We start from the raw sequence: 16,761 nt of genomic DNA, 5'->3' as shown, positions 1-16,761 counted from the left end.
CGCTACCCGGGGTCCCCGGCCACCCTCGCGTGCAGGTGCTGGTCGTGCCAGCCGTCGGCGTGCAGAAGGGCGCTGCGCTGGGTGCCCTCGTAGCGGAAACCGGCGCGCTCCGCGACCCGGCAGGACGCGGGGTTGGCCGTGGAGTGGCACAGGCGCAGGCGGTGCAGGCCCAGGTCGTCCAGGGCCCACCGGGTGAGCCGGCGGACCGCCGCGACGGCGAGCCCGGCGCCGCGGGCCTCGGGCAGCAGCCAGTAGACGAGTTCGGCGCCGCCGCCCGCCAGGTCCACGTCGTTGAGCCCGGCGAGTCCGGCCGCCGGGCCGTCCGGCCGGGCGAGGGCCCACACCGCGCCGGTCTCGGCCCGCCACCGCTCGTGCATACGGGCGATCCGGGCGCGGGCCTGCGCGGCGTCGGCCACGGTGAACAGGTTCCACCGCCGGATGTCGGCGTCCTGCCCGGCGGCGAGCAGCGCCTCGGCGTCCTCGGGCCGCCAGGGCCGCAGCCGGAGGCCGTCCGGCAGGGCCAGCACGGGCTGCGCCCGGCCGGCCATGCGGCCCGCCGGTACGACGTCGGGGATGCCGGCGTCCGCCCGACCGTCGGGTACGACATCGGGTATGCCGTCGCTGGAGATCATTCCGGCATCCTCACACAGGCGCTCGCTCGGGCCTCGGCAGGCGGTGCAGGGTCACGTCCGTGAGCGCTCCGTCGGCCACCGTCGCGGTGAGGTAGGTGCAGTGGGGCCGGCTGCGGCGGTCGGTCGGGGAGCCGGGGTTGAGCAGGCGCAGCCCGCCGGGGGCGGTGGTGTCCCAGGGGATGTGGCTGTGCCCGAAGACCAGCACGTCCAGGTCCGGGAAGCGGGCCGCGCACCGGGCCTCGCGGCCTTGGGCGGGGCCGGTCTCGTGGACCACGCCGAAGCGCAGGCCGCCCAGTTCGGCACGGGCCACCTCGGGCAGCCGGGCGCGCAGCTCGGGGCCGTCGTTGTTGCCGTACACACCGATCAGCCGGCGGCTGTGGCTCTCCAGCAGGTCCAGGGTGGCGGTGTCGACCCAGTCCCCGGCGTGGAACACGACGTCGGCGTGCGGGAGTTCGGCGAGCAGCTGCTCCGGCAGCCGCTTGGCCCGCTTGGGAAGGTGGGTGTCGGACATCAGCAGGAGGCGCACGTCGTCAGCATAGTGCCGCACACCCTCGCCCCGGCGGCACCGTACGGTCACCACACCGGCCCCGGCCGCCGGGTCGGCGAACGGGCCGCGTCAGCCGCCGTTCCCGGCAGTGAGCGGTTTCTGCCATGCCCTCGGCGTCGGTCGCCCTCATTCGGAGTGACAGGTTCCGTAACTGTCCGAAACCTTGCCGTTAACGAGACGTCACCCTATTCTCGCGGCGCGGAAAGCGCTTTCCCGCGTTCGGCTGAGTACGGCACCACCAGAATCCGAGCCGCGTCCGGCGGCGAACGACCGAGTGGGAGACGACGATGAGACGACCAGTCGCCAGGCGACTGTATGCGGCCCTGGCCACGCTGGGTGTGGCCGCCGCGACCGGGATGGTCGTGGCGACGCCCGAGCAGGCATCGGCCGCCGTCGGAGGCGCGACGGGATACGCGACACAGAACGGCGGGACCACCGGCGGCGCGGGTGGGCAGTCCGTACGGGCCACCACCGGTACCGCGATCCACGCGGCCCTGTGCTCCCGGGCGAGCAGCAGCACCCCGATCACCATCCAGGTCGAGGGCACCATCAACCACGCCAACACCAGCAAGGTGTCGGGCGGCAGCTGCAACACCGCCGACGGAGTCATCGAGCTGAAGCAGGTCAGCAACGTGACCATCGTCGGGGTCGGCAGCGGGGCCGTCTTCGACCAGCTGGGCATCCACATCCGCGAGTCCCGCAACATCGTCATCCAGAACGTGACGGTGAAGAACGTCAAGAAGTCCGGCTCCCCCACGTCCAACGGCGGTGACGCCATCGGCATGGAGAGCGACGTCCGCAACGTCTGGGTCGACCACGCGACGCTGGAGGCCTCGGGCGGGGAGGACGAGGGCTTCGACGGGCTCTTCGACATGAAGGACGGCACCCAGTACGTCACCCTGTCGTACAGCATCCTGCGCAACTCGGGACGGGGCGGTCTCATCGGGTCCAGTGAGAGCGACCTCTCGAACAGCTACATCACGTTCCACCACAACCTGTACGAGAACATCGACTCGCGCGCTCCGCTGCTGCGCGGCGGCACGGCCCACATGTACGACAACCACTACGTGCGCCTGAACAAGTCCGGGATCAACTCCCGGGCCGGCGCCCGCGCCAGGGTGGAGAACAACTACTTCGAGGACTCCAAGGACGTCCTGGGCACCTTCTACACCGACGAGCTCGGCTACTGGCAGGTCGCCGGCAACACCTTCGACAACGTGACCTGGTCCAGCCCCGGCACCGACAACCACCCGGCCGGCCCGAACCCGCAGTCCACCACCACCGTCGCCATTCCCTACGCCTACACGCTCGACGCCGCCGGTTGCGTGCCGGCCATCGTGAGCCAGACGGCGGGCGCGGGCAAGGGGCTGCGCGTCTCCGACGGCAACTGCACACCGCAGACGCCGACACCTACGCCGACCCCCACGCCCACGCCGACCCCGACCCCCTCGCCGACGCAGCCCGGCGGGACCAACCTCAGCATCGGGGCGGGCTCCGACGGCTCCAGCAAGGCCGACGGCACCAGCTACGGCAACGTGCGCGACGGTGACCTGAACACCTACTGGTCACCGGCCGGCACGACCGGCTCGATCTCCATCAAGTGGGGCTCGCCCACCGCCATCTCCTCAGTCGACATCCGGGAGACGGCGGGGGCCGCGGGACGCATCGGCTCCTGGCGCGTCCTCAACGGCGACACCGGGGCACAGCTCACCTCCGGCAGCGGTGCGGGCGTCATCTCCCTCCCCCGGACCACGCTCTCCAAGGTCACCTTCCAGATCACCGGGGCGAGCGGCACCCCGCAGGTCGCCGAGTTCGAGACGTACGCCGGGTAGGGGCGCGCACCGGCGTTCGCCGGCTCCCCGGTCGCCACAGCGCTCCGATGTCCGGGGGCGGCCGGGGGGTACGGCTACCGGCCGGCGGGCGCCGGTACGAGGCCGTCCTCGACCAGGCCCGCGAGGACCGCTTCGCCGAGGGCGCGGACGGCGGACTGGGGGCGGACCATGACGGTGAACTCCTTGATCCGGCCGTCGTCGTCGAAGTGCAGCAGGTCGATGCCGTGGATCTCCCTGCCGCCCGCCGTGGCCCGGAAGAGCAGCACCGCGGAGGCGGCGGACGTGTCGTCGGCGCTGGTCCGCGCGGTGCCGGTGTAGTGGCCGAGGTAACGGAAGTCCTCGAACGTGCGCAGCAGGACCTTGAAGAGGCCCCGCACCATCGGCTTGCCCTCGAAGGGGGTGAACTTCACCGGGCTGTAGAAGCGGATGTTCTCGGCGAACAGGTCGTCCAGCGCCGCGAGGTCACGGCGGTTCACGGCAGCACGGAAACGGTCGGCAGTGGTCACGGCTTCCTCACCCTCATAGTCATGAATGTGACTAGTCATTTTCATGACTATCATGGTCCGAGCATTCGCGACAGAGGCAGGCAAGGAGACGGCCCGATGGCGCTACGGCACGCCGTGCTGGCGGCACTGCTCGACGGGGAACTCAGCGGCTACCAGCTGGCCAAGGCGTTCGACCTCGGCGTGGCGAACTTCTGGTACGCCCAGCCGCAGCAGCTCTACGCCGAGCTGACCCGGCTGGAGAAGGACGGGCTGATCGCGGGCCGGGAGGTGCTCCAGCAGTCGCGGCCCACCAAGCGCCTGTTCCGGGTGACCGAGGCCGGACTGGCGGAACTGGGAGAGTTCACGGCCGCCTCCGCGAAGCCCTCCTTCATCCGTGACGACCTGCTCGTCAAGGTCCAGGCCGCCGACCACGTCGACCCCGAGGCCCTGATCGCGCAGCTCTCCGAACGCGCCGCCTTCGCCCAGGCCAAGATCGAGCTCTTCGGCAAGCTGCTGCGCGGCATGCGCGGTGACCGTACGGAGGAGGAGTTCCTGCGCCACGGTGACCGCGTCGGCCCCTATCTGACGTGCCTGCGCGGCCTCGCCTTCGAACAGGGCAACCGTGACTGGTGCGAACGCACCATCGCGGTCCTGCGGGAGAGGCGGCGGGCCCGTGCCCGGCACTGACGTGACGTACCGCCGCGCGTCCCGGACGGGCCCGCGCGGAAGCGGGTCGCCCGGGGTCGTCCCGCTCGGCCTGTCGCCGGCTTCCGGGCCCGCCGTCAGGGCCGGGGCTCGGGCCCTTGCCGTGCGTCCTCCTCGTACGTGATGCCGTGCCGGCCGGCGATCCGGTTCAGCCGGGCCGGGTCGAGCCGGCCGTCGGCCATGAGGCGGGGGCCCGCCTCGACCATGTCCTCGACGAAGCACTCCCAGCCGCCCGGTGACGAGATCTGCAGCACGCGCGGCGGGCCGCCCGCGCCGGGACTCAGGGCGTGGGGTATGCCGCGGGGCAGCAGCGTGAACCCGCCCGGGCCGAGCGTGTGGGTGCGGTCCCCGATGGTCACCAGCAACTCGCCCTCCAGCACGTAGACGCTCTCGTCCGCGAGGTGGTGGGTGTGGCGGGGAACCGGGCGGTCGAGGACGACTTCGAGCAGCGAGAAGCGGCCTTCGGTGTCGGCGGTCGTGGCCTTGACGGCATAGGCGGGCGGCAGCGGCACGCGGCCCGGCCGTGCCTCGCCGGTATCCAGCAGCAGGAAACGGTCGTACGCCATGAGGTGTTCGTTCCTATCCTCGGGAATCAGGAGTTGCCGGGGGATTCAGCGGGGCTGCCGGACACCGCGCCGCCAGACGGCGGTCACGTTTTCCAGGGCCGACACGTCCCGCGTCGGGTCGCCGTCGACAAGGAGCAGGTCCGCGCGCAGACCCGGCGCGACGCGGCCCCGGTCGCCCAGGCCGAACCGGTCCGCCACCGCGCTCGTGGCCGCGGCCAGCGCCTCTTCGGCACGCAGGCCGCCCGCCCCGGTGAGCAGGGCCAGCTCGCGGTGCAGGCCCGCGCCGTGAGCCGGCGCGAAGGGGGTGGCGTCGGTTCCGGCGAGCAGCGGGACACCGGCCCGGTGCAGGGCCCGCAGCGCGCCGACGGCGTTGGCGTAGTGGCCCGGGTGCGCGCAGCCCGCGGTGCCGGGCTGCCGTACGTCGATCGCTTCGAAGTAGGCGAGCGTGGTCACGACGAACACGCCCTGCTCGCGCACGCGCCGGGCGAGCCGGCGGGACGCCGGGTCCTCGGGCGGGACATCGGCCCACACATGGGCGAGGCCGTCGACGCCCGCGTCCAGCGCGACGGCCGCCTCGGCGGCGGTGATCGCGTGGGCGACGACCCGCAGTCCGGCGTCGTGCGCCGCCGCGGTGAGGGCGGCGGCTGTCTCGGGAGTCATGGCGGGCAGGTCGGTGCCGTGCACCGTGCCGTCGTCGATGACGATCTTCAGGAAGTCGGCGCCCTCGGCGATCCGGGCCTCGACGAACGCCGGGGCCCGCGCCGGGCCGGTGACGGTGTCGATCTCCGTCACGTCGCCCGGGTCGAGCACCGAGCCGGTCAGCGCCGCGATCAGCTGCGTCGGGTGTCCGCCCGGCGCGGTCGCGATCGTGCCCGCGCTGCGCAGGTCGGCCACGTCGTCCCGGTCGGCCGCGAGCCGCCGGTGCCGGGCCAGTGGGCGCGGCAGGCAGAACATGTCGATCTCGGTGGTGACCCCGTACCGCAGGGCCTCGGCGAGACTGCCGTCGAACACATGGGTGTGCGCGTCGATCAGCCCCGGCAGCAGTGTCCCGCCCCGCCCGTCGACCTCGGCGTCGGCCCGGCCGCCCGCCTCGGTGCCGACCGCGGCGACGATCCCGTCCTCCACGACCACATCGGTGATCCCCCGGAGGTGTGCGCCGTCGAACAGCCGGGCGCCGCGGATTCGCGTACGCATGGTGAAGCCTCCCTCTGGACGTCGCGGAGGCCCTTCCTCCCCGACGGCACCACAGAGCGGACTCCCGTCGGCCGCTGTGACATCGGCGGCCGTGACCGTGGTGTGGCTCACACCCGGCCGCCCGCGTGTCACACTCGCGACGCGACGGACCTCTTCGGTCGGAACACAGTCCGGGGCACAGGAGGAGCAGATGACCCCCACACCGCCGGGGTGTCCGGCCGAAGACACCGTCACCGAGCAGTTCCTCGACCACCGCGAACTGCTGTTCTCGGTGGTCTACAACATGCTGGGCAGCGTCGCCGACACCGAGGACACGCTCCAGGAGGTGTGGCTGGCCTGGGCCGCCCGCCACCGCGGCCCCGGCGCCGAACCCGTCGACAACGCCCGCGCCTACCTCACCCGTGTCGCGGTCAACCAGGCCCTCGCCCGCCGCGCCCGTCTGAGCCGCCGCCGGGAGACATATGTGGGTCCCTGGCTGCCCGAGCCGCTGCTGGTCGCGCAGGACGACGCGTCCGACGGCGCCGAACGCGCCGAGGCGCTGTCGATGGCCGTCCTCGTCGTTCTCGAGACGCTGTCGCCGTTGGAGCGCGCCGTGTTCGTGCTGCACGAGGTGTTCGGCTTCGCCCACCCGGAGATCGCGCGGATCCTGGACCGCTCGCCCACCGCGGTGCGCCAGCTCGCCACCCGCGCCCGCCGTCACGTCCAGGCCCGCCGCCCGCGTCACCGGCCCCCGCGGGAACAGCACGCCCGGGTCACCGAACGCTTCGCCGAAGCCGCCCTGGGCGGGGACCTGCGAGCGCTCCTCGAAGTCCTCGCACCCGACGTGACGCTGTGGACCGACGGCGGCGGCAAGGGCCCGGCGGTCAGCCTCCGGCCGGTGCACGGCCGCGACCGGGTCGCCGCCGTGTTCACGGCGGTCGCCCGTGCCCTGCCGCCCGAAGGCGTGGACGTACGGTACCGGTTGCTGGCCGGTGACCCGGGCGCCCTCGTCTTCTCCGGCGGGAGCCCGCTCGCCGTCCTGGTGGTGGACCTCGCCCCGGACGGCGAGCACATCGCCGGCGTCTTCTCGGTCACCAACCCCGACAAGCTCGCCGGCATCCCCGCTCCCCGGGCGTGAGGGCCTTCGTCCTAGGCGGCCCGCCCGGTCAGGCGGCGCAGGCCACGCGTGGTGCCGAGCAGGGCGGCGCCGGCGCCGAGGGCGGTGGCCGCGGGGTGCCGGAGCAGGGTCTCCTGCCAGGAGCGGCCGTGCGCGCTGTCGTCGAAGGCGCCGTGCGCGCCCTGGTCGTCGGCCGGTGTGCGGTCGACCGGTTCGAAGAGGTTGTCCAGGTGGGCCGGCGGGACGCTGTCGGTCTGCTGGGAGTCGAAGCCGGTGCGGGCCAGATAGCGGTCGAGCAGCGCCGGGACGAGCCGGTTGGCCCAGATGGTGGCGACGGTGGAGGCGCCGACGTAGTACTGCTTGCGGCGCGGGTGGTCGGCCGCGTACAGCACGCCCCGGGCGGCCACCTCGGGCTGGTAGATCGGCGGGACCGGCATGGGGTGCTTGGCCAGCCGGGAGCGGACCCACTCGAACTGCGGGGTGTTGACGGCGGGCATCTGGGCGACGGTGATGCGCACGCCGCTGCGGCGGTGCAGCAGTTCGGTGCGCACGGAGGAGGTGAAGCCGTTGATGGCGTGCTTGGCCCCGCAGTACGCCGACTGGAGCGGGATGGACCGTTCCCCGAGCGCGGAGCCGACCTGCACGATCGTGCCCCGGTCGCGGGGCAGCATGCGCTTCAGGGCGGTGCGGGTGCCGTTGACGAAGCCGAGGTAGGTGACCTCGGTGACCCGTTTGAACTCCTCGGCGGTGATCTCCTCGAACGGCGCGAACACCGTGGCGAACGCGCAGTTGATCCAGACGTCGACCGGTCCGAACGCCTGCTCCGCCGCGTCGGCCGCCGCCTCCAGCTGGGCCGGGTCGGCCGCGTCGGCGACGTGGACCAGGGGCCGTCCACCGAGCGCCGCGACCTCGTCGGCCGCCGCCTGGAGGCCGCCCTCGCCGCGCGCGACCAGGACGACGTCGGCGCCGCGCCGGGCGTACAGGCGGGCGGTGGCGCGGCCGATGCCGGCGCTGGCGCCGGTGATGACGACGGTGGGGGGCATGGTCTTTCTCCTCTTCCAGCACGATGTCCGGTACGTGTCCGGCTCGATGTCCGGCTCGGTGTACAGCGCGAGGTACGGCAGCGGTGTACGGCGTGGTGTCCTGCGCCTCCGTCTCACTCCGTCCGGTACGGCGCCGCCCTCTCTTCGGCGAGCGTGAGGCCGAGCCCGGGCGTCCCGTCGGCGCCCGGGGTGACGCCGCCGCCGGCCGGGTCGAGGACGCCGTCGAACAGCAGGCGTTCGATGCGGACGTGGTCGTGGAACCACTCCAGATGGCGGAGGTTGGGCACGGCGGCGGCAGCGTGGGCGTGGGCGTGCGGCGCGCAGTGTCCGGAGATGTCGATCCCGCGCGCGTGGGCGAGCGCGGCGGCGCGCAGCCAGACGGTGATGCCGCCGCACCGGGTGACGTCGGCCTGGAGGCAGTCGACGGCTCCGGCGGCCAGCATGTGCTCGAAGTACGGCAGGGTGTAGCCGTATTCGCCGGCGGCGACGTCGAGCGGGATCCGGTCGCGGAGGCCGGCGAGGACGGTGAGGTGGTCGGAGGAGACGGGTTCCTCGAACCAGGTGACGCCCTGGTCGGCGAGCGCCGCCGCGACCCGTAGCGCCTGGCCGCCGGTGTAGCCGCCGTTGGCGTCCACGTACAGCTCGGCCGTGTCGCCGATGGCCGCCCGTGCGCGGGTGACGCGTTCCAGGTCGCGGTCCTGCCGGGTGCCCCACGACTCGCCGATCTTGATCTTGACGCGGGGGATGCCCTGGTCCTCGGCCCAGCCGCGCAGTTGGCGTTCCTGCCGGCCGGCGTCGTAGGTGGTGAAGCCGCCGCTGCCGTAGACCGGCACCTCGGTGCGGGCGGCGCCCAGCAGGTGGACGAGGGGCAGGCCGAGCAGGCGGGCCTTGAGGTCCCACAGGGCGATGTCGGCGGCGGCGATCGCCTGGGCGGCGAGGCCGGGCAGTCCGGCGTTGCGCACGGCCCGGCACATCAGTTCGTTGGCGCGCGGCACGTCGTACGCGCACAGGCCGGTGACGGTGCCGGCGAGCAGTTCGCGGACGAGGTGGGCGGTGGCGGCGGGCGCGTAGGTGTAACCGAGCCCGGTGGTGGTGCCGGAGCGGGCGGTGACCAGGACGAGGGTCGTCTTGTCCCAGGCGAGGGTGCCGTCCGCCTCGGGGGCGTCGGTGGGCACGGTATAGACGGCGGTGTCGACCGCGTCGACGGCCGGCTGGTCGCTCATGCTCACCTCCCGGGCCGGCGCAGTCCGCTCACCGCGGCGGCGGTGCCCGCGGCGAGGGCGGCCACCAGGGCTGCGGTCGCCCAGCCTGCCGTACGGGACGGCTCGGCGGGGCGGACGGCCAGCCGTTCGGGCCGGTCGCTGGGCAGGTTGCCGTCGAGGGCGAACGCCAGGGCCTCGGCGAGGTGCAGCGCGCGGCGGCCGGTCGCGCCCTGTTCGATCTGGGTGCGGCAGCTGAAGCCGTCGGCGATGACCAGGCTGTCCGGGGCGGCGGCGCGTACGGCGGGCAGGACGCCCAGTTCGCCGACGGCCATGGACACCTCGTGATGGCCGCGCTCGAAGCCGAAGTTGCCGGCCAGGCCGCAGCAGCCCTCGTCGAGCACCTCGGCGTCGAGGTGGGCGCGGCGCATCAGTTCGCGGTCGGCGTCGGACTTCATGACGGCGTGCTGGTGGCAGTGGGTCTGCACGGTGGCCTGCCGGGCCAGTCGCGGCGGCTGCCAGTCGTCGGGGGCGTGGTGGACGAGGTGTTCGGCGAAGGTGCGCACCTGCCCGGCCAGCCGCTGGACGTCCTGGTCGCCGGGCATCAGCTCCGGGGCGTCGGCGCGGAAGACGGCCGTGCAGGAGGGTTCCAGGCCGATGACGGGTGTACCGGCCTCCAGATAGGGCCGCAGCACACCGAGGGTCCGGGTCAGCACCTTTTTGGCGGTGGCGAGCTGGCCGGTGGAGATCCAGGTCAGTCCGCAGCACACCGGTTCGGTGGGGACGGCGACGTGGAAGCCGGCGTCCTCCAGGACGCGGACGGCGGACCGGGCGATGGCGGGGTGGAAGTAGGTGCTGAAGGTGTCCGGCCACAGGACGACCGTGCGCGGGTCGGCCGGGTCCGGTTCCGGCCGGTCGCGGGAGCGCCACCACTGGACGAAGGACTCCTCCGCGAACACCGGTGCCGCGCGGGCGGGATCGACGCCGGCGAGCCGCTTGCCGAGGCCGGCCAGGCCGGGCGCGTGCAGCGCGGAGTTCACCAGCCGGGGCGCGGTGCGGCTGAGCCGGGCCCACAGCGGGAGCCAGCCCATGGAGTAGTGGGCCATGGGGCGTTTGCGGCCCGCGTAGTGGTGGGAGAGGAACTCGGCCTTGAGGGTGGCCATGTCGACGCCGGTCGGGCAGTCCGACTTGCAGCCCTTGCAGGCCAGACAGAGGTCGAGCGCGTCGTGGACGGCGGTGGAGCGCCAGCCGTCCTCGATCACGGAGTCCGGGTGCCCGCCGAGCATCTCGAACAGCAGCCGGGCCCGGCCGCGGGTGGAGTGCTCCTCCTCCATGGTGGCCCGGTAGGAGGGGCACATGACGCCGCCGGTGTGGCCTCGGCAGTTGCCGATGCCTACGCAGCGCATCACCGCGCGCTTGAAGGAGTGTTCGTCCTCGGGGAAGCCGAAGTGGGTGGCCGGGGTGGCGGGCCGCCAGGCGGGGCCGAGCCGCAGTTGTCCGTCGACCGGGTTCGGGTGGACGACCTTGCCGGGGTTCATCCGGTTGCCGGGGTCGAAGAGCGCCTTCAGCTCGCCGAACGCGGTCATGAGCCGTTCGCCGAACATCCGGGTGAGCAGTTCGCCCCGGGACTGGCCGTCCCCGTGTTCGCCGGACAGGGAGCCGCCATAGGAGGCGACGAGGTCGGCGGCGCGCTCCGTGAACCGCCGGAAGACGGCCACGCCTTCGGCGGTGCGCAGGTCGAAGGGGATGCGGGTGTGCACACAGCCCTGCCCGAAGTGGCCGTACAGGGACGGGTGACCGTAGTCGAACTCGGCGAACAGGCCCTTCAGGTCGCGCAGGTAGTCACCGAGCCGTTCGGGCGGTACGGCGGAGTCCTCCCAGCCCTCCCAGGTCTCCCGGTCGTCCGGCGGGCGGGCGGTCACGCCGAGCCCGGCCTCGCGGGCCTTGAGCATCCTCTGCTCGCGTTCTGGGTCGTCGGAGAAGGCGACGTTCCGGTCCTTCTCGTCGCGGCCGAGGGCGTGCAGCAGCGCGTGCGCCTGTTCGTCGACGTCCTCCTGGCTGTCGCCGCTGTACTGCACCATCAGCCAGCTGTCGCCCTCGGGCAGCACGGCGAGCGAGTCCAGGTAGGCGCCCTCCTCGCGCATCAGCTGGGCCATCCGGTCGTCCAGGGCCTCCAGTTGGGTGGGATTGCAGTGCTGAAGCAGGCGGGGCACGTCGTCGGCGGCGGCGCAGATGTCGTCGTAGCCGAGGACGAGCAGCGACTGGTACGCGGGCACGGGCACGAGGTCGAGTTCGGCCCGCAGGACGGTCACCAGGGTGCCCTCGCTGCCGACGAGCGCCTTGGCCACGTCGAAGCCGTTCTCGGGCAGCAGGGAGTCCAGGTTGTAGCCGGAGACGCGGCGCGGGATCTTCGGGTAGCCGCGGCGGATGTCGGCGAGGTACTCGGTGGCGATGCGGTCCAGGCCGGCGTAGATCCCGGCGAGCCGGCCGCCGCCGGCGATGATCCGCTCCCGCTCGTCGGGCGGGGTGGGGCCGACCCAGGCGCGCTGTCCGTCGTAGGTGAGGATCTCCAGCCGGCGGACGTTGTCGACGGTCTTGCCGTAGGCCTGGGCGGAGGCGCCGCAGGAGTTGTTGCCGATCATGCCGCCGAGCGCGCAGTGGCTGTGGGTGGACGGCTTGGGGCCGAACTGGAGCTTGTGGCGGGCGAGTTGCCGGTTGAGTTCGTCCAGGACGATGCCGGGTTCCACCACGCAGGTGCGTCGTTCGGGGTCGACGGAGAGCACGCCGGTGCAGTACTTGCTCCAGTCGATCACCACGGCGGTGTTGGTCGACTGTCCGGCGAGGCTGGTGCCGCCGCCCCGGGAGAGGACGGGCGCGTCGAAGCGCGCGCACACCGACACCGCGCGGGCGCCCGCCTCCACGGTGCGGGGCACGACGACGCCGATCGGGGGCTGCCGGTAGTTGGAACCGTCCGTGGCGTAGGCTCCGCGGCTGCCCGCGTCGAAGCGGACTTCGCCGTCCACCTCGGCGTGGAGGGCCGCCTCCAGGCCGGACCTGTCCGCAGGGGTCATCTGCGCTCCTTGGGTTCACCGACGTGCTGGCCTGTCCGAGGTCCGGCGAGTACCCCGGCAAAAAGCCAGCCAAAACTGAACAGTCTCAACTGGACAGTCACGGCTGTCGGTCATAGCCTGGCGCGCATGGCCGACATCTCCGACTCCGCCGCCGACGCCGCGCGCGATCTGCGCGTGGTCTTCAGCAGGCTGCGGCGCCGCATCCGCGAGGTCGCGCAGGACACCGACCTCAGTCCCTCGCAGGAGTCGGCGCTCACCCTGGTCGGCAAGCACGGTGCGGCCACGGCCAGCGCGCTCGCCGCCGCCGAGGGCGTGCGCCCGCAGTCCATGGCCGTCACGCTGGCCGCGCTGGAGCGGCACGGGCTGATCCGCCGCGCCCCCGACCCCGACGACGGCCGCCGCCAGCTGGTCACCCTGACCGACACCGGCCGGGCCCGCGTCGAGGGCAACCGGCAGCTGCGCGAGGAATGGCTGGCCCGCGCCTTCCAGGACCGCTACAGCGAAGAGGAGCGGCGGACCGTCCTCGCCGCGCTGGAGCTGCTGGAGCGGCTGTCCGCGCCGTGACCCGGGGCGTACGGCACGGACCGGCACCTCCTGCGGTCACGCGCTGCCCCTCCGGCCGTTTCCTCGGCCGGCTCCCCTGCGAAACACCCGAAAGGCGTGACCCACGCATGTCGCTCACCACGCTCGACCCCCGTACCGCCCTCGTCGCGATCGACCTGCAGAACGGCATCGTGGCCATGCCCACCCAGCCCCGCCCGGGCCCCGAGGTGGTCTCCCGCACCGCGGAACTCGCCGACGCCTTCCGCTCGCACGCACTGCCCGTGGTCCTGGTCCGGGTCTCCTTCGCCGCCGACGGCGCGGACGCCGTGCCCGGCCGCACCGAACGCCAGGCGCGCGGGCTCGCCCTCGCCGAGGGCTGGGACGTCGTCGTGGACGAGCTGTCCGGCCACCCCGGCGACATCCGTGTCACCAAGCACAACTGGAGCGCCTTCCACGGCACCGACCTGGACGTCCAGCTGCGCCGCCGGGGCATCACGCAGATCGTGCTGACCGGCATCGCGACCAGCATCGGCGTGGAGTCCACCGCGCGCGACGCCTACGCGCACGGCTATCACGTCACCCTCGCCACGGACGCCATGGCCGACGCCGACGGGGAGGCGCACGCCAACAGCGTGCAGCGGATCTTCCCGCGGCTCGGTGAGACCGGCACCACCGCCGAGATAGTGGAGCTGCTGGCCAAGACCCGCGGCTGACCTGCGGTCGCTCACGGGACAGGGGGCCGTCAGTCCTCGCCGCGCACGATGGTGCCACCGGTGTCCGGGTCCGGCCGCCGCCTGGAGGTGCCGTCCAGGACCGCGGGGAGGCAGGTGCGCACTCCCCGGTCCCGGCGCCGGCGGGCCTGGGCCCAGCCGGTCTCCGCCCAGGGCAGGGCCGGTCGCGTGTCCGCGTGCGCGGTCATGTCGTTCCTCGTCCTTCCGGTTCCCGCCCGTGGCGGGAGCCGTCGCCGGGACCGTCGCGGGCCCGGCGGAGCGATCCGTGTCCGGCCCCGGGCCCCCGGCGCGGCCGCCCGCGCGCACGCGGGCGCATCCCGCCCAGGAGGCGCGTGCCGCTCAGGTACGGCCGCCCCCGCCACCGCCGAAGGACCCGCTCGACCCCGGCGTCCAGCGGGGACGGCTCTGGTCGGCGGCACGCTTGGTGCCGACGTTGCCGAGCTGGTGCGGGGTGAGGCGTTCGCTCTCGTCGGCGGCCCGGGGCACCTCGTCGGGCTCCCGGACCTCGCGGGTCTCGTGCACCGGCCCGCCCGGCGGCATCTTGGGCTGCTCCTCCGGGCGCGGCGGCGCGGGCTCCCGGTCACGCACCTTGGCACCCAGCCGGAAGGCCCAGATGATTCCCGCGACGAGGGCCACTCCGGCGATCAGGATCAGGACGTATCCGAAAGCCTGCGCGCCCGTGGCCGCTTGGTACATGGCAGTGTTCATGGGCGCCGGGTACCCGGGGCCGGGCGGCGGATGCCTGGTCCGGCGGCCCTACGGCGCTCCGTCCTGATCGCCGGCCGCCGCGCGTTCCACCTCCGCCTCGACCTCGGCCCGGGGCCGGCCCGTCTCCCGGGCGTACTCGCTCACCGCCGTCTGCACATCGCGGGCGAGGTCACGCCAGGCGCGCAGGGCGGTCTCGTAGGTGCCCGCCTGGACGCCGGTCAGCCGCTGCTCGGCCGGCGGCCCGTAGGCCTCCCGCAGTTCCTGGACCTGGGTCTGGGCGGCGTCGGCCGCGCGCTGCTTGGCGACCAGTTCTTCGAAGGTGTGCGACACGCCAACCGACCTTAGGCAGCTTCGGCGCTCTCGCCCAGAGCGACCTGCCGGAAGTGGCCGCACCCGCACCCGAGTGGCGGGTCAGCCGCCGGTCACCAGCTCCGCCCACACCTGTTTGCCGCCGCTGACCGGCACCGTGCCCCAGGCCGCCGACACGGCCTCCACCAGCAGGATCCCCCGGCCGCCGGTGGCCTCCCAGCCGATGCCGGCGGGTTTGACGGGGCTGCGCGGGGAGCAGTCGGTGACGGCGAGCCGCAGCCGGTGAGCAGGGCGTCGGCGAACAGGCCCAGGTGGCCGGGGTCGGCGGCCCGCGCAGCCCCTGTGCGCGGGCCCCGGCGGCCGTCGCTTCCCGCCCGGCCGCTCGGGCCGGTTCCGCCCGGTTCACCGGGAACGGCCCGGGCGGAGACGTGCGGTCGGGTACGGCTCCCGCTCTTGGGTCAGGACGTCTGCGGGGCCTCCCGCTGGAACCTCGCGTAGAGGTACGCGGTGTCCTGGCTGCCCTCGGGAACGTCGAAGTTGGGCTTCGACTCCTTTTGCCCCGGCTTCCTGAAGCCGGTGATCTCCACGCTGTACTTGTTTCCGTCGATGAACACCGTTTCGGGCTCGTGGATCGCTTCCCATTGGACGGTGTCGTTCGGGTGCGAACCCTGGTTGGGCGTCTCGTCGTGACGCAAATTGACCGTGAAGTCGTGGTTGAAATTCCCGTTCTCGAAGTGCACCCGGATCGCGAGGTACACCCAGAACTGCGACTGCCCCGAAAGGAAGATCGGGTAGTTGTGGTGCGTGAACTCGCCTATCGGGAATTCCCGGCCACCCAGGTTCGCCTCCATTTCATAGTCCAGGAAGTCATAGCCACTCAGAGCGCCGCCGGGCGTGGCCGGCTGCCCCCACCTGATCTGACTGGTGTTGACGCCCGTGAGACCCGGAAGGTTCACACTGGCCCCCGTGAACGTGCCGGTGGTCTTGATGAGCCCCACTGCGGGATTCCCCTTTCCCTGGGCTGCGCAGAAAAATATCCTGCCGTTTTGCTCCCGGGTTTCCGGGAACAGGTCGACGCCACTCTATGAGACGAAGACCGGGGTGATGAAACGAGAAAACAGGACAAACCACAGCTCACCCCGGGTCCTTGGTGGGGATGACGAGCAGCTTGGTGACCGAGCCGTCGTCGCCGACGACGTCCCGGACGTGGCGGAAGCCCAGGCGGCGGCACAGGGCCAGGCTGGCGGTGTTCCCGGCGCCCACCATGCCGTACGCCTCGGTGAGTCCCAGGTTGTCGGCGGCGTGCCGGAGCAGACCGCGCACCACCTCCCCGCCCAGGCCGCGCCCCCAGTACGCGGGGACGAGCGCGGTGACGAGTTCGTGGCCGTCGACGTTGCCGGTCGGCTTGACCTCGGCGTGGCCGACGTAGCGGCCGTCCAGCCACAGGCCCCACACGTCGAACCGGCGCTGGGGGTAGACGTCGGTGAGGATGGCCCGGAACAGCTCGCGGATCTGCGGTTCGGGCACGAGGTCCTGTCCCATCCAGCGGCACACCTCCTCGTCGCGCAGCAGGGCGACGAAGACGTCCTCGTGTTCGGGCCGGTAGGGGAGGAAGTCCAGGCGTTCGGTGCGCAGGACGGGGGTCTCGGGTGTCATGGCGGGCTCCTCGGGAGTGATGCGGTGCGGCGGGACCGAGGGCGGTGGGGCGCCGGTACGCGGCTTGTACGTGTGGGGCGGTTGGTGCGTGTGGGGGGGGTGACCGTGCCGGGCCGGCAGGTGGCCGGCCCGGCGGGTCCGTGGCGGTGCGGCGGTCAGGCGCCGGCGTTCTCCATGCGCTCGCGCAGGCTCTTGGGCCGCATGTCGGTCCAGACCTCGTCGACGTAGGCGGAGCACTCGGCCTCGGTGCCCTCCTTGCCGACGGGCTGCCAGCCGGCGGGCACCTCGATGTCGACGGGCCACAGGGAGTACTGCTCCTCGTCGTTGCGCAGCACCTGGTAGCGGGTGTTCTCGTCCATGTCGTCTTCCTTTGGTCGTCCGGTGTCCGGGTGGGCGTGCGGTGGTCGGGGACGGGTGGGTGGTGAGCGGGGGCCGTGGGGGGCG

At 73.0% G+C, this 16,761-nt stretch carries 19 protein-coding genes and 1 pseudogene; 5 read left to right on the top strand and 15 right to left on the bottom strand.

Annotation, left to right across the window (positions count from 1 at the left end):
- Nucleotides 1-2: 2 nt before the first annotated feature.
- Nucleotides 3-632 (bottom strand): GNAT family N-acetyltransferase, encoded by a 630-nt coding sequence (locus HB370_RS35815; protein ID WP_051815534.1) that lies wholly within the window; start codon nucleotides 630-632, stop codon nucleotides 3-5.
- A gap of 10 nt (nucleotides 633-642) precedes the next feature.
- A complete protein-coding gene (locus HB370_RS35810) occupies nucleotides 643-1,158 on the bottom strand; it encodes a metallophosphoesterase (protein WP_030779940.1) in 516 nt (171 codons plus the stop codon).
- A 308-nt stretch (nucleotides 1,159-1,466) separates the two neighbouring features.
- Here HB370_RS35810 and HB370_RS35805 point away from each other — a divergent pair, with 308 nt between their 5' ends.
- Nucleotides 1,467-3,011, top strand: coding sequence for a pectate lyase (locus HB370_RS35805; protein ID WP_030779942.1), 1,545 nt, complete (start codon nucleotides 1,467-1,469; stop codon nucleotides 3,009-3,011).
- Nucleotides 3,012-3,085: 74 nt separating this feature from the next.
- Here HB370_RS35805 and HB370_RS35800 read toward each other — a convergent pair whose 3' ends face one another.
- Nucleotides 3,086-3,556, bottom strand: coding sequence for a nuclear transport factor 2 family protein (locus tag HB370_RS35800; protein ID WP_051815536.1), 471 nt, complete (start codon nucleotides 3,554-3,556; stop codon nucleotides 3,086-3,088).
- A 57-nt stretch (nucleotides 3,557-3,613) separates the two neighbouring features.
- Between HB370_RS35800 and HB370_RS35795 the strand changes: the two genes are divergently transcribed.
- The gene (locus tag HB370_RS35795) at nucleotides 3,614-4,183 is read left to right on the top strand and encodes a PadR family transcriptional regulator (RefSeq protein WP_030779950.1); all 570 of its coding nucleotides are present in this window, start codon (nucleotides 3,614-3,616) and stop codon (nucleotides 4,181-4,183) included.
- Between the two features lie 95 nt (nucleotides 4,184-4,278).
- On the opposite strand, the gene HB370_RS35790 is transcribed toward HB370_RS35795, so the two are convergent.
- Together HB370_RS35790 and HB370_RS35785 are read right to left on the bottom strand one after the other, a co-directional pair.
- On the bottom strand, nucleotides 4,279-4,767 hold the full coding sequence (locus HB370_RS35790) for a cupin domain-containing protein (RefSeq protein ID WP_030779953.1): 489 nt from the start codon (nucleotides 4,765-4,767) through the stop codon (nucleotides 4,279-4,281).
- 45 nt (nucleotides 4,768-4,812) lie between these two features.
- Nucleotides 4,813-5,961 carry an amidohydrolase family protein gene (locus HB370_RS35785; RefSeq protein WP_030779956.1) on the bottom strand — a complete coding sequence of 383 codons (1,149 nt, stop codon included), beginning with the start codon at nucleotides 5,959-5,961 and terminating at the stop codon, nucleotides 4,813-4,815.
- A 190-nt stretch (nucleotides 5,962-6,151) separates the two neighbouring features.
- On the opposite strand from HB370_RS35785, the gene sigJ reads away from it, so the two are divergent.
- Complete coding sequence (sigJ, locus tag HB370_RS35780; RefSeq protein WP_030779959.1) at nucleotides 6,152-7,078, top strand: RNA polymerase sigma factor SigJ; 927 nt, start codon at nucleotides 6,152-6,154, stop codon at nucleotides 7,076-7,078.
- Between the two features lie 11 nt (nucleotides 7,079-7,089).
- Here sigJ and HB370_RS35775 read toward each other — a convergent pair whose 3' ends face one another.
- The 3 genes from HB370_RS35775 to HB370_RS35765 form a co-directional block, all read right to left on the bottom strand.
- Complete coding sequence (locus HB370_RS35775; RefSeq protein WP_078637459.1) at nucleotides 7,090-8,100, bottom strand: SDR family oxidoreductase; 1,011 nt, start codon at nucleotides 8,098-8,100, stop codon at nucleotides 7,090-7,092.
- Between the two features lie 113 nt (nucleotides 8,101-8,213).
- Nucleotides 8,214-9,323: an enolase C-terminal domain-like protein gene (locus HB370_RS35770; RefSeq protein ID WP_030779964.1), complete on the bottom strand. Its 1,110-nt coding sequence runs from the start codon at nucleotides 9,321-9,323 to the stop codon at nucleotides 8,214-8,216.
- A gap of 2 nt (nucleotides 9,324-9,325) precedes the next feature.
- On the bottom strand, nucleotides 9,326-12,370 hold the full coding sequence (locus tag HB370_RS35765) for an FAD-binding and (Fe-S)-binding domain-containing protein (RefSeq protein WP_030779967.1): 3,045 nt from the start codon (nucleotides 12,368-12,370) through the stop codon (nucleotides 9,326-9,328).
- A gap of 126 nt (nucleotides 12,371-12,496) precedes the next feature.
- On the opposite strand from HB370_RS35765, the gene HB370_RS35760 reads away from it, so the two are divergent.
- The gene (locus HB370_RS35760) at nucleotides 12,497-12,934 is read left to right on the top strand and encodes a MarR family transcriptional regulator (protein ID WP_030779970.1); all 438 of its coding nucleotides are present in this window, start codon (nucleotides 12,497-12,499) and stop codon (nucleotides 12,932-12,934) included.
- Nucleotides 12,935-13,041: 107 nt separating this feature from the next.
- The gene (locus tag HB370_RS35755; RefSeq protein ID WP_030779973.1) at nucleotides 13,042-13,626 is read left to right on the top strand and encodes an isochorismatase family protein; all 585 of its coding nucleotides are present in this window, start codon (nucleotides 13,042-13,044) and stop codon (nucleotides 13,624-13,626) included.
- Nucleotides 13,627-13,655: 29 nt separating this feature from the next.
- On the opposite strand, the gene HB370_RS35750 is transcribed toward HB370_RS35755, so the two are convergent.
- The 7 genes and pseudogenes from HB370_RS35750 to HB370_RS35720 all read right to left on the bottom strand — a co-directional run bounded on the left by HB370_RS35750 (nucleotide 13,656) and on the right by HB370_RS35720 (nucleotide 16,676).
- On the bottom strand, nucleotides 13,656-13,832 hold the full coding sequence (locus HB370_RS35750) for a hypothetical protein (protein WP_167345729.1): 177 nt from the start codon (nucleotides 13,830-13,832) through the stop codon (nucleotides 13,656-13,658).
- A gap of 151 nt (nucleotides 13,833-13,983) precedes the next feature.
- Entirely contained in the window at nucleotides 13,984-14,352 is a 369-nt protein-coding gene (locus tag HB370_RS35745) for a DUF6479 family protein (RefSeq protein WP_244405755.1), read from the bottom strand.
- A gap of 48 nt (nucleotides 14,353-14,400) precedes the next feature.
- On the bottom strand, nucleotides 14,401-14,682 hold the full coding sequence (locus HB370_RS35740; protein ID WP_030779979.1) for a hypothetical protein: 282 nt from the start codon (nucleotides 14,680-14,682) through the stop codon (nucleotides 14,401-14,403).
- A gap of 81 nt (nucleotides 14,683-14,763) precedes the next feature.
- A pseudogene (locus tag HB370_RS42180) lies at nucleotides 14,764-14,943 on the bottom strand (ATP-binding protein); the annotation flags it as partial.
- 176 nt (nucleotides 14,944-15,119) lie between these two features.
- A complete protein-coding gene (locus HB370_RS35730) occupies nucleotides 15,120-15,659 on the bottom strand; it encodes a choice-of-anchor K domain-containing protein (protein WP_030779981.1) in 540 nt (179 codons plus the stop codon).
- 136 nt (nucleotides 15,660-15,795) lie between these two features.
- Nucleotides 15,796-16,317, bottom strand: a complete 522-nt coding sequence (locus HB370_RS35725) for a GNAT family N-acetyltransferase (protein ID WP_030779983.1) — start codon at nucleotides 16,315-16,317, stop codon at nucleotides 15,796-15,798.
- Between the two features lie 155 nt (nucleotides 16,318-16,472).
- Nucleotides 16,473-16,676, bottom strand: a complete 204-nt coding sequence (locus tag HB370_RS35720; RefSeq protein WP_014676677.1) for an MbtH family NRPS accessory protein — start codon at nucleotides 16,674-16,676, stop codon at nucleotides 16,473-16,475.
- Between the last annotated feature and the right edge of the window lie 85 nt (nucleotides 16,677-16,761).

The organism is Streptomyces sp. DSM 40868 (assembly GCF_011820545.1).
Lineage (GTDB): Bacteria > Actinomycetota > Actinomycetes > Streptomycetales > Streptomycetaceae > Streptomyces > Streptomyces eurythermus.
The sequence above is the reverse complement of the archived record's forward strand: the minus strand, read 5'-3'. Positions and strand labels throughout refer to the sequence as shown.

What these genes read in the sequence shown, in the direction of transcription:
- HB370_RS35795 (WP_030779950.1), top strand. Translation starts at nt 3,614, where the DNA reads ATGGCGCTACGGCACGCCGTGCTGGCGGCACTGCTCGACGGGGAACTC.
- HB370_RS35755 (WP_030779973.1), top strand. Translation starts at nt 13,042, where the DNA reads ATGTCGCTCACCACGCTCGACCCCCGTACCGCCCTCGTCGCGATCGAC.
- HB370_RS35725 (WP_030779983.1), bottom strand. Translation starts at nt 16,317, where the DNA reads ATGACACCCGAGACCCCCGTCCTGCGCACCGAACGCCTGGACTTCCTC.
- HB370_RS35800 (WP_051815536.1), bottom strand. Translation starts at nt 3,556, where the DNA reads ATGACTAGTCACATTCATGACTATGAGGGTGAGGAAGCCGTGACCACT.
- HB370_RS35785 (WP_030779956.1), bottom strand. Translation starts at nt 5,961, where the DNA reads ATGCGTACGCGAATCCGCGGCGCCCGGCTGTTCGACGGCGCACACCTC.
- HB370_RS35765 (WP_030779967.1), bottom strand. Translation starts at nt 12,370, where the DNA reads ATGACCCCTGCGGACAGGTCCGGCCTGGAGGCGGCCCTCCACGCCGAG.
- HB370_RS35805 (WP_030779942.1), top strand. Translation starts at nt 1,467, where the DNA reads ATGAGACGACCAGTCGCCAGGCGACTGTATGCGGCCCTGGCCACGCTG.
- HB370_RS35815 (WP_051815534.1), bottom strand. Translation starts at nt 632, where the DNA reads ATGATCTCCAGCGACGGCATACCCGATGTCGTACCCGACGGTCGGGCG.
- HB370_RS35745 (WP_244405755.1), bottom strand. Translation starts at nt 14,352, where the DNA reads ATGAACACTGCCATGTACCAAGCGGCCACGGGCGCGCAGGCTTTCGGA.
- HB370_RS35750 (WP_167345729.1), bottom strand. Translation starts at nt 13,832, where the DNA reads ATGACCGCGCACGCGGACACGCGACCGGCCCTGCCCTGGGCGGAGACC.
- HB370_RS35775 (WP_078637459.1), bottom strand. Translation starts at nt 8,100, where the DNA reads ATGCCCCCCACCGTCGTCATCACCGGCGCCAGCGCCGGCATCGGCCGC.
- HB370_RS35770 (WP_030779964.1), bottom strand. Translation starts at nt 9,323, where the DNA reads ATGAGCGACCAGCCGGCCGTCGACGCGGTCGACACCGCCGTCTATACC.
- HB370_RS35720 (WP_014676677.1), bottom strand. Translation starts at nt 16,676, where the DNA reads ATGGACGAGAACACCCGCTACCAGGTGCTGCGCAACGACGAGGAGCAG.
- sigJ (WP_030779959.1), top strand. Translation starts at nt 6,152, where the DNA reads ATGACCCCCACACCGCCGGGGTGTCCGGCCGAAGACACCGTCACCGAG.
- HB370_RS35790 (WP_030779953.1), bottom strand. Translation starts at nt 4,767, where the DNA reads ATGGCGTACGACCGTTTCCTGCTGCTGGATACCGGCGAGGCACGGCCG.
- HB370_RS35760 (WP_030779970.1), top strand. Translation starts at nt 12,497, where the DNA reads ATGGCCGACATCTCCGACTCCGCCGCCGACGCCGCGCGCGATCTGCGC.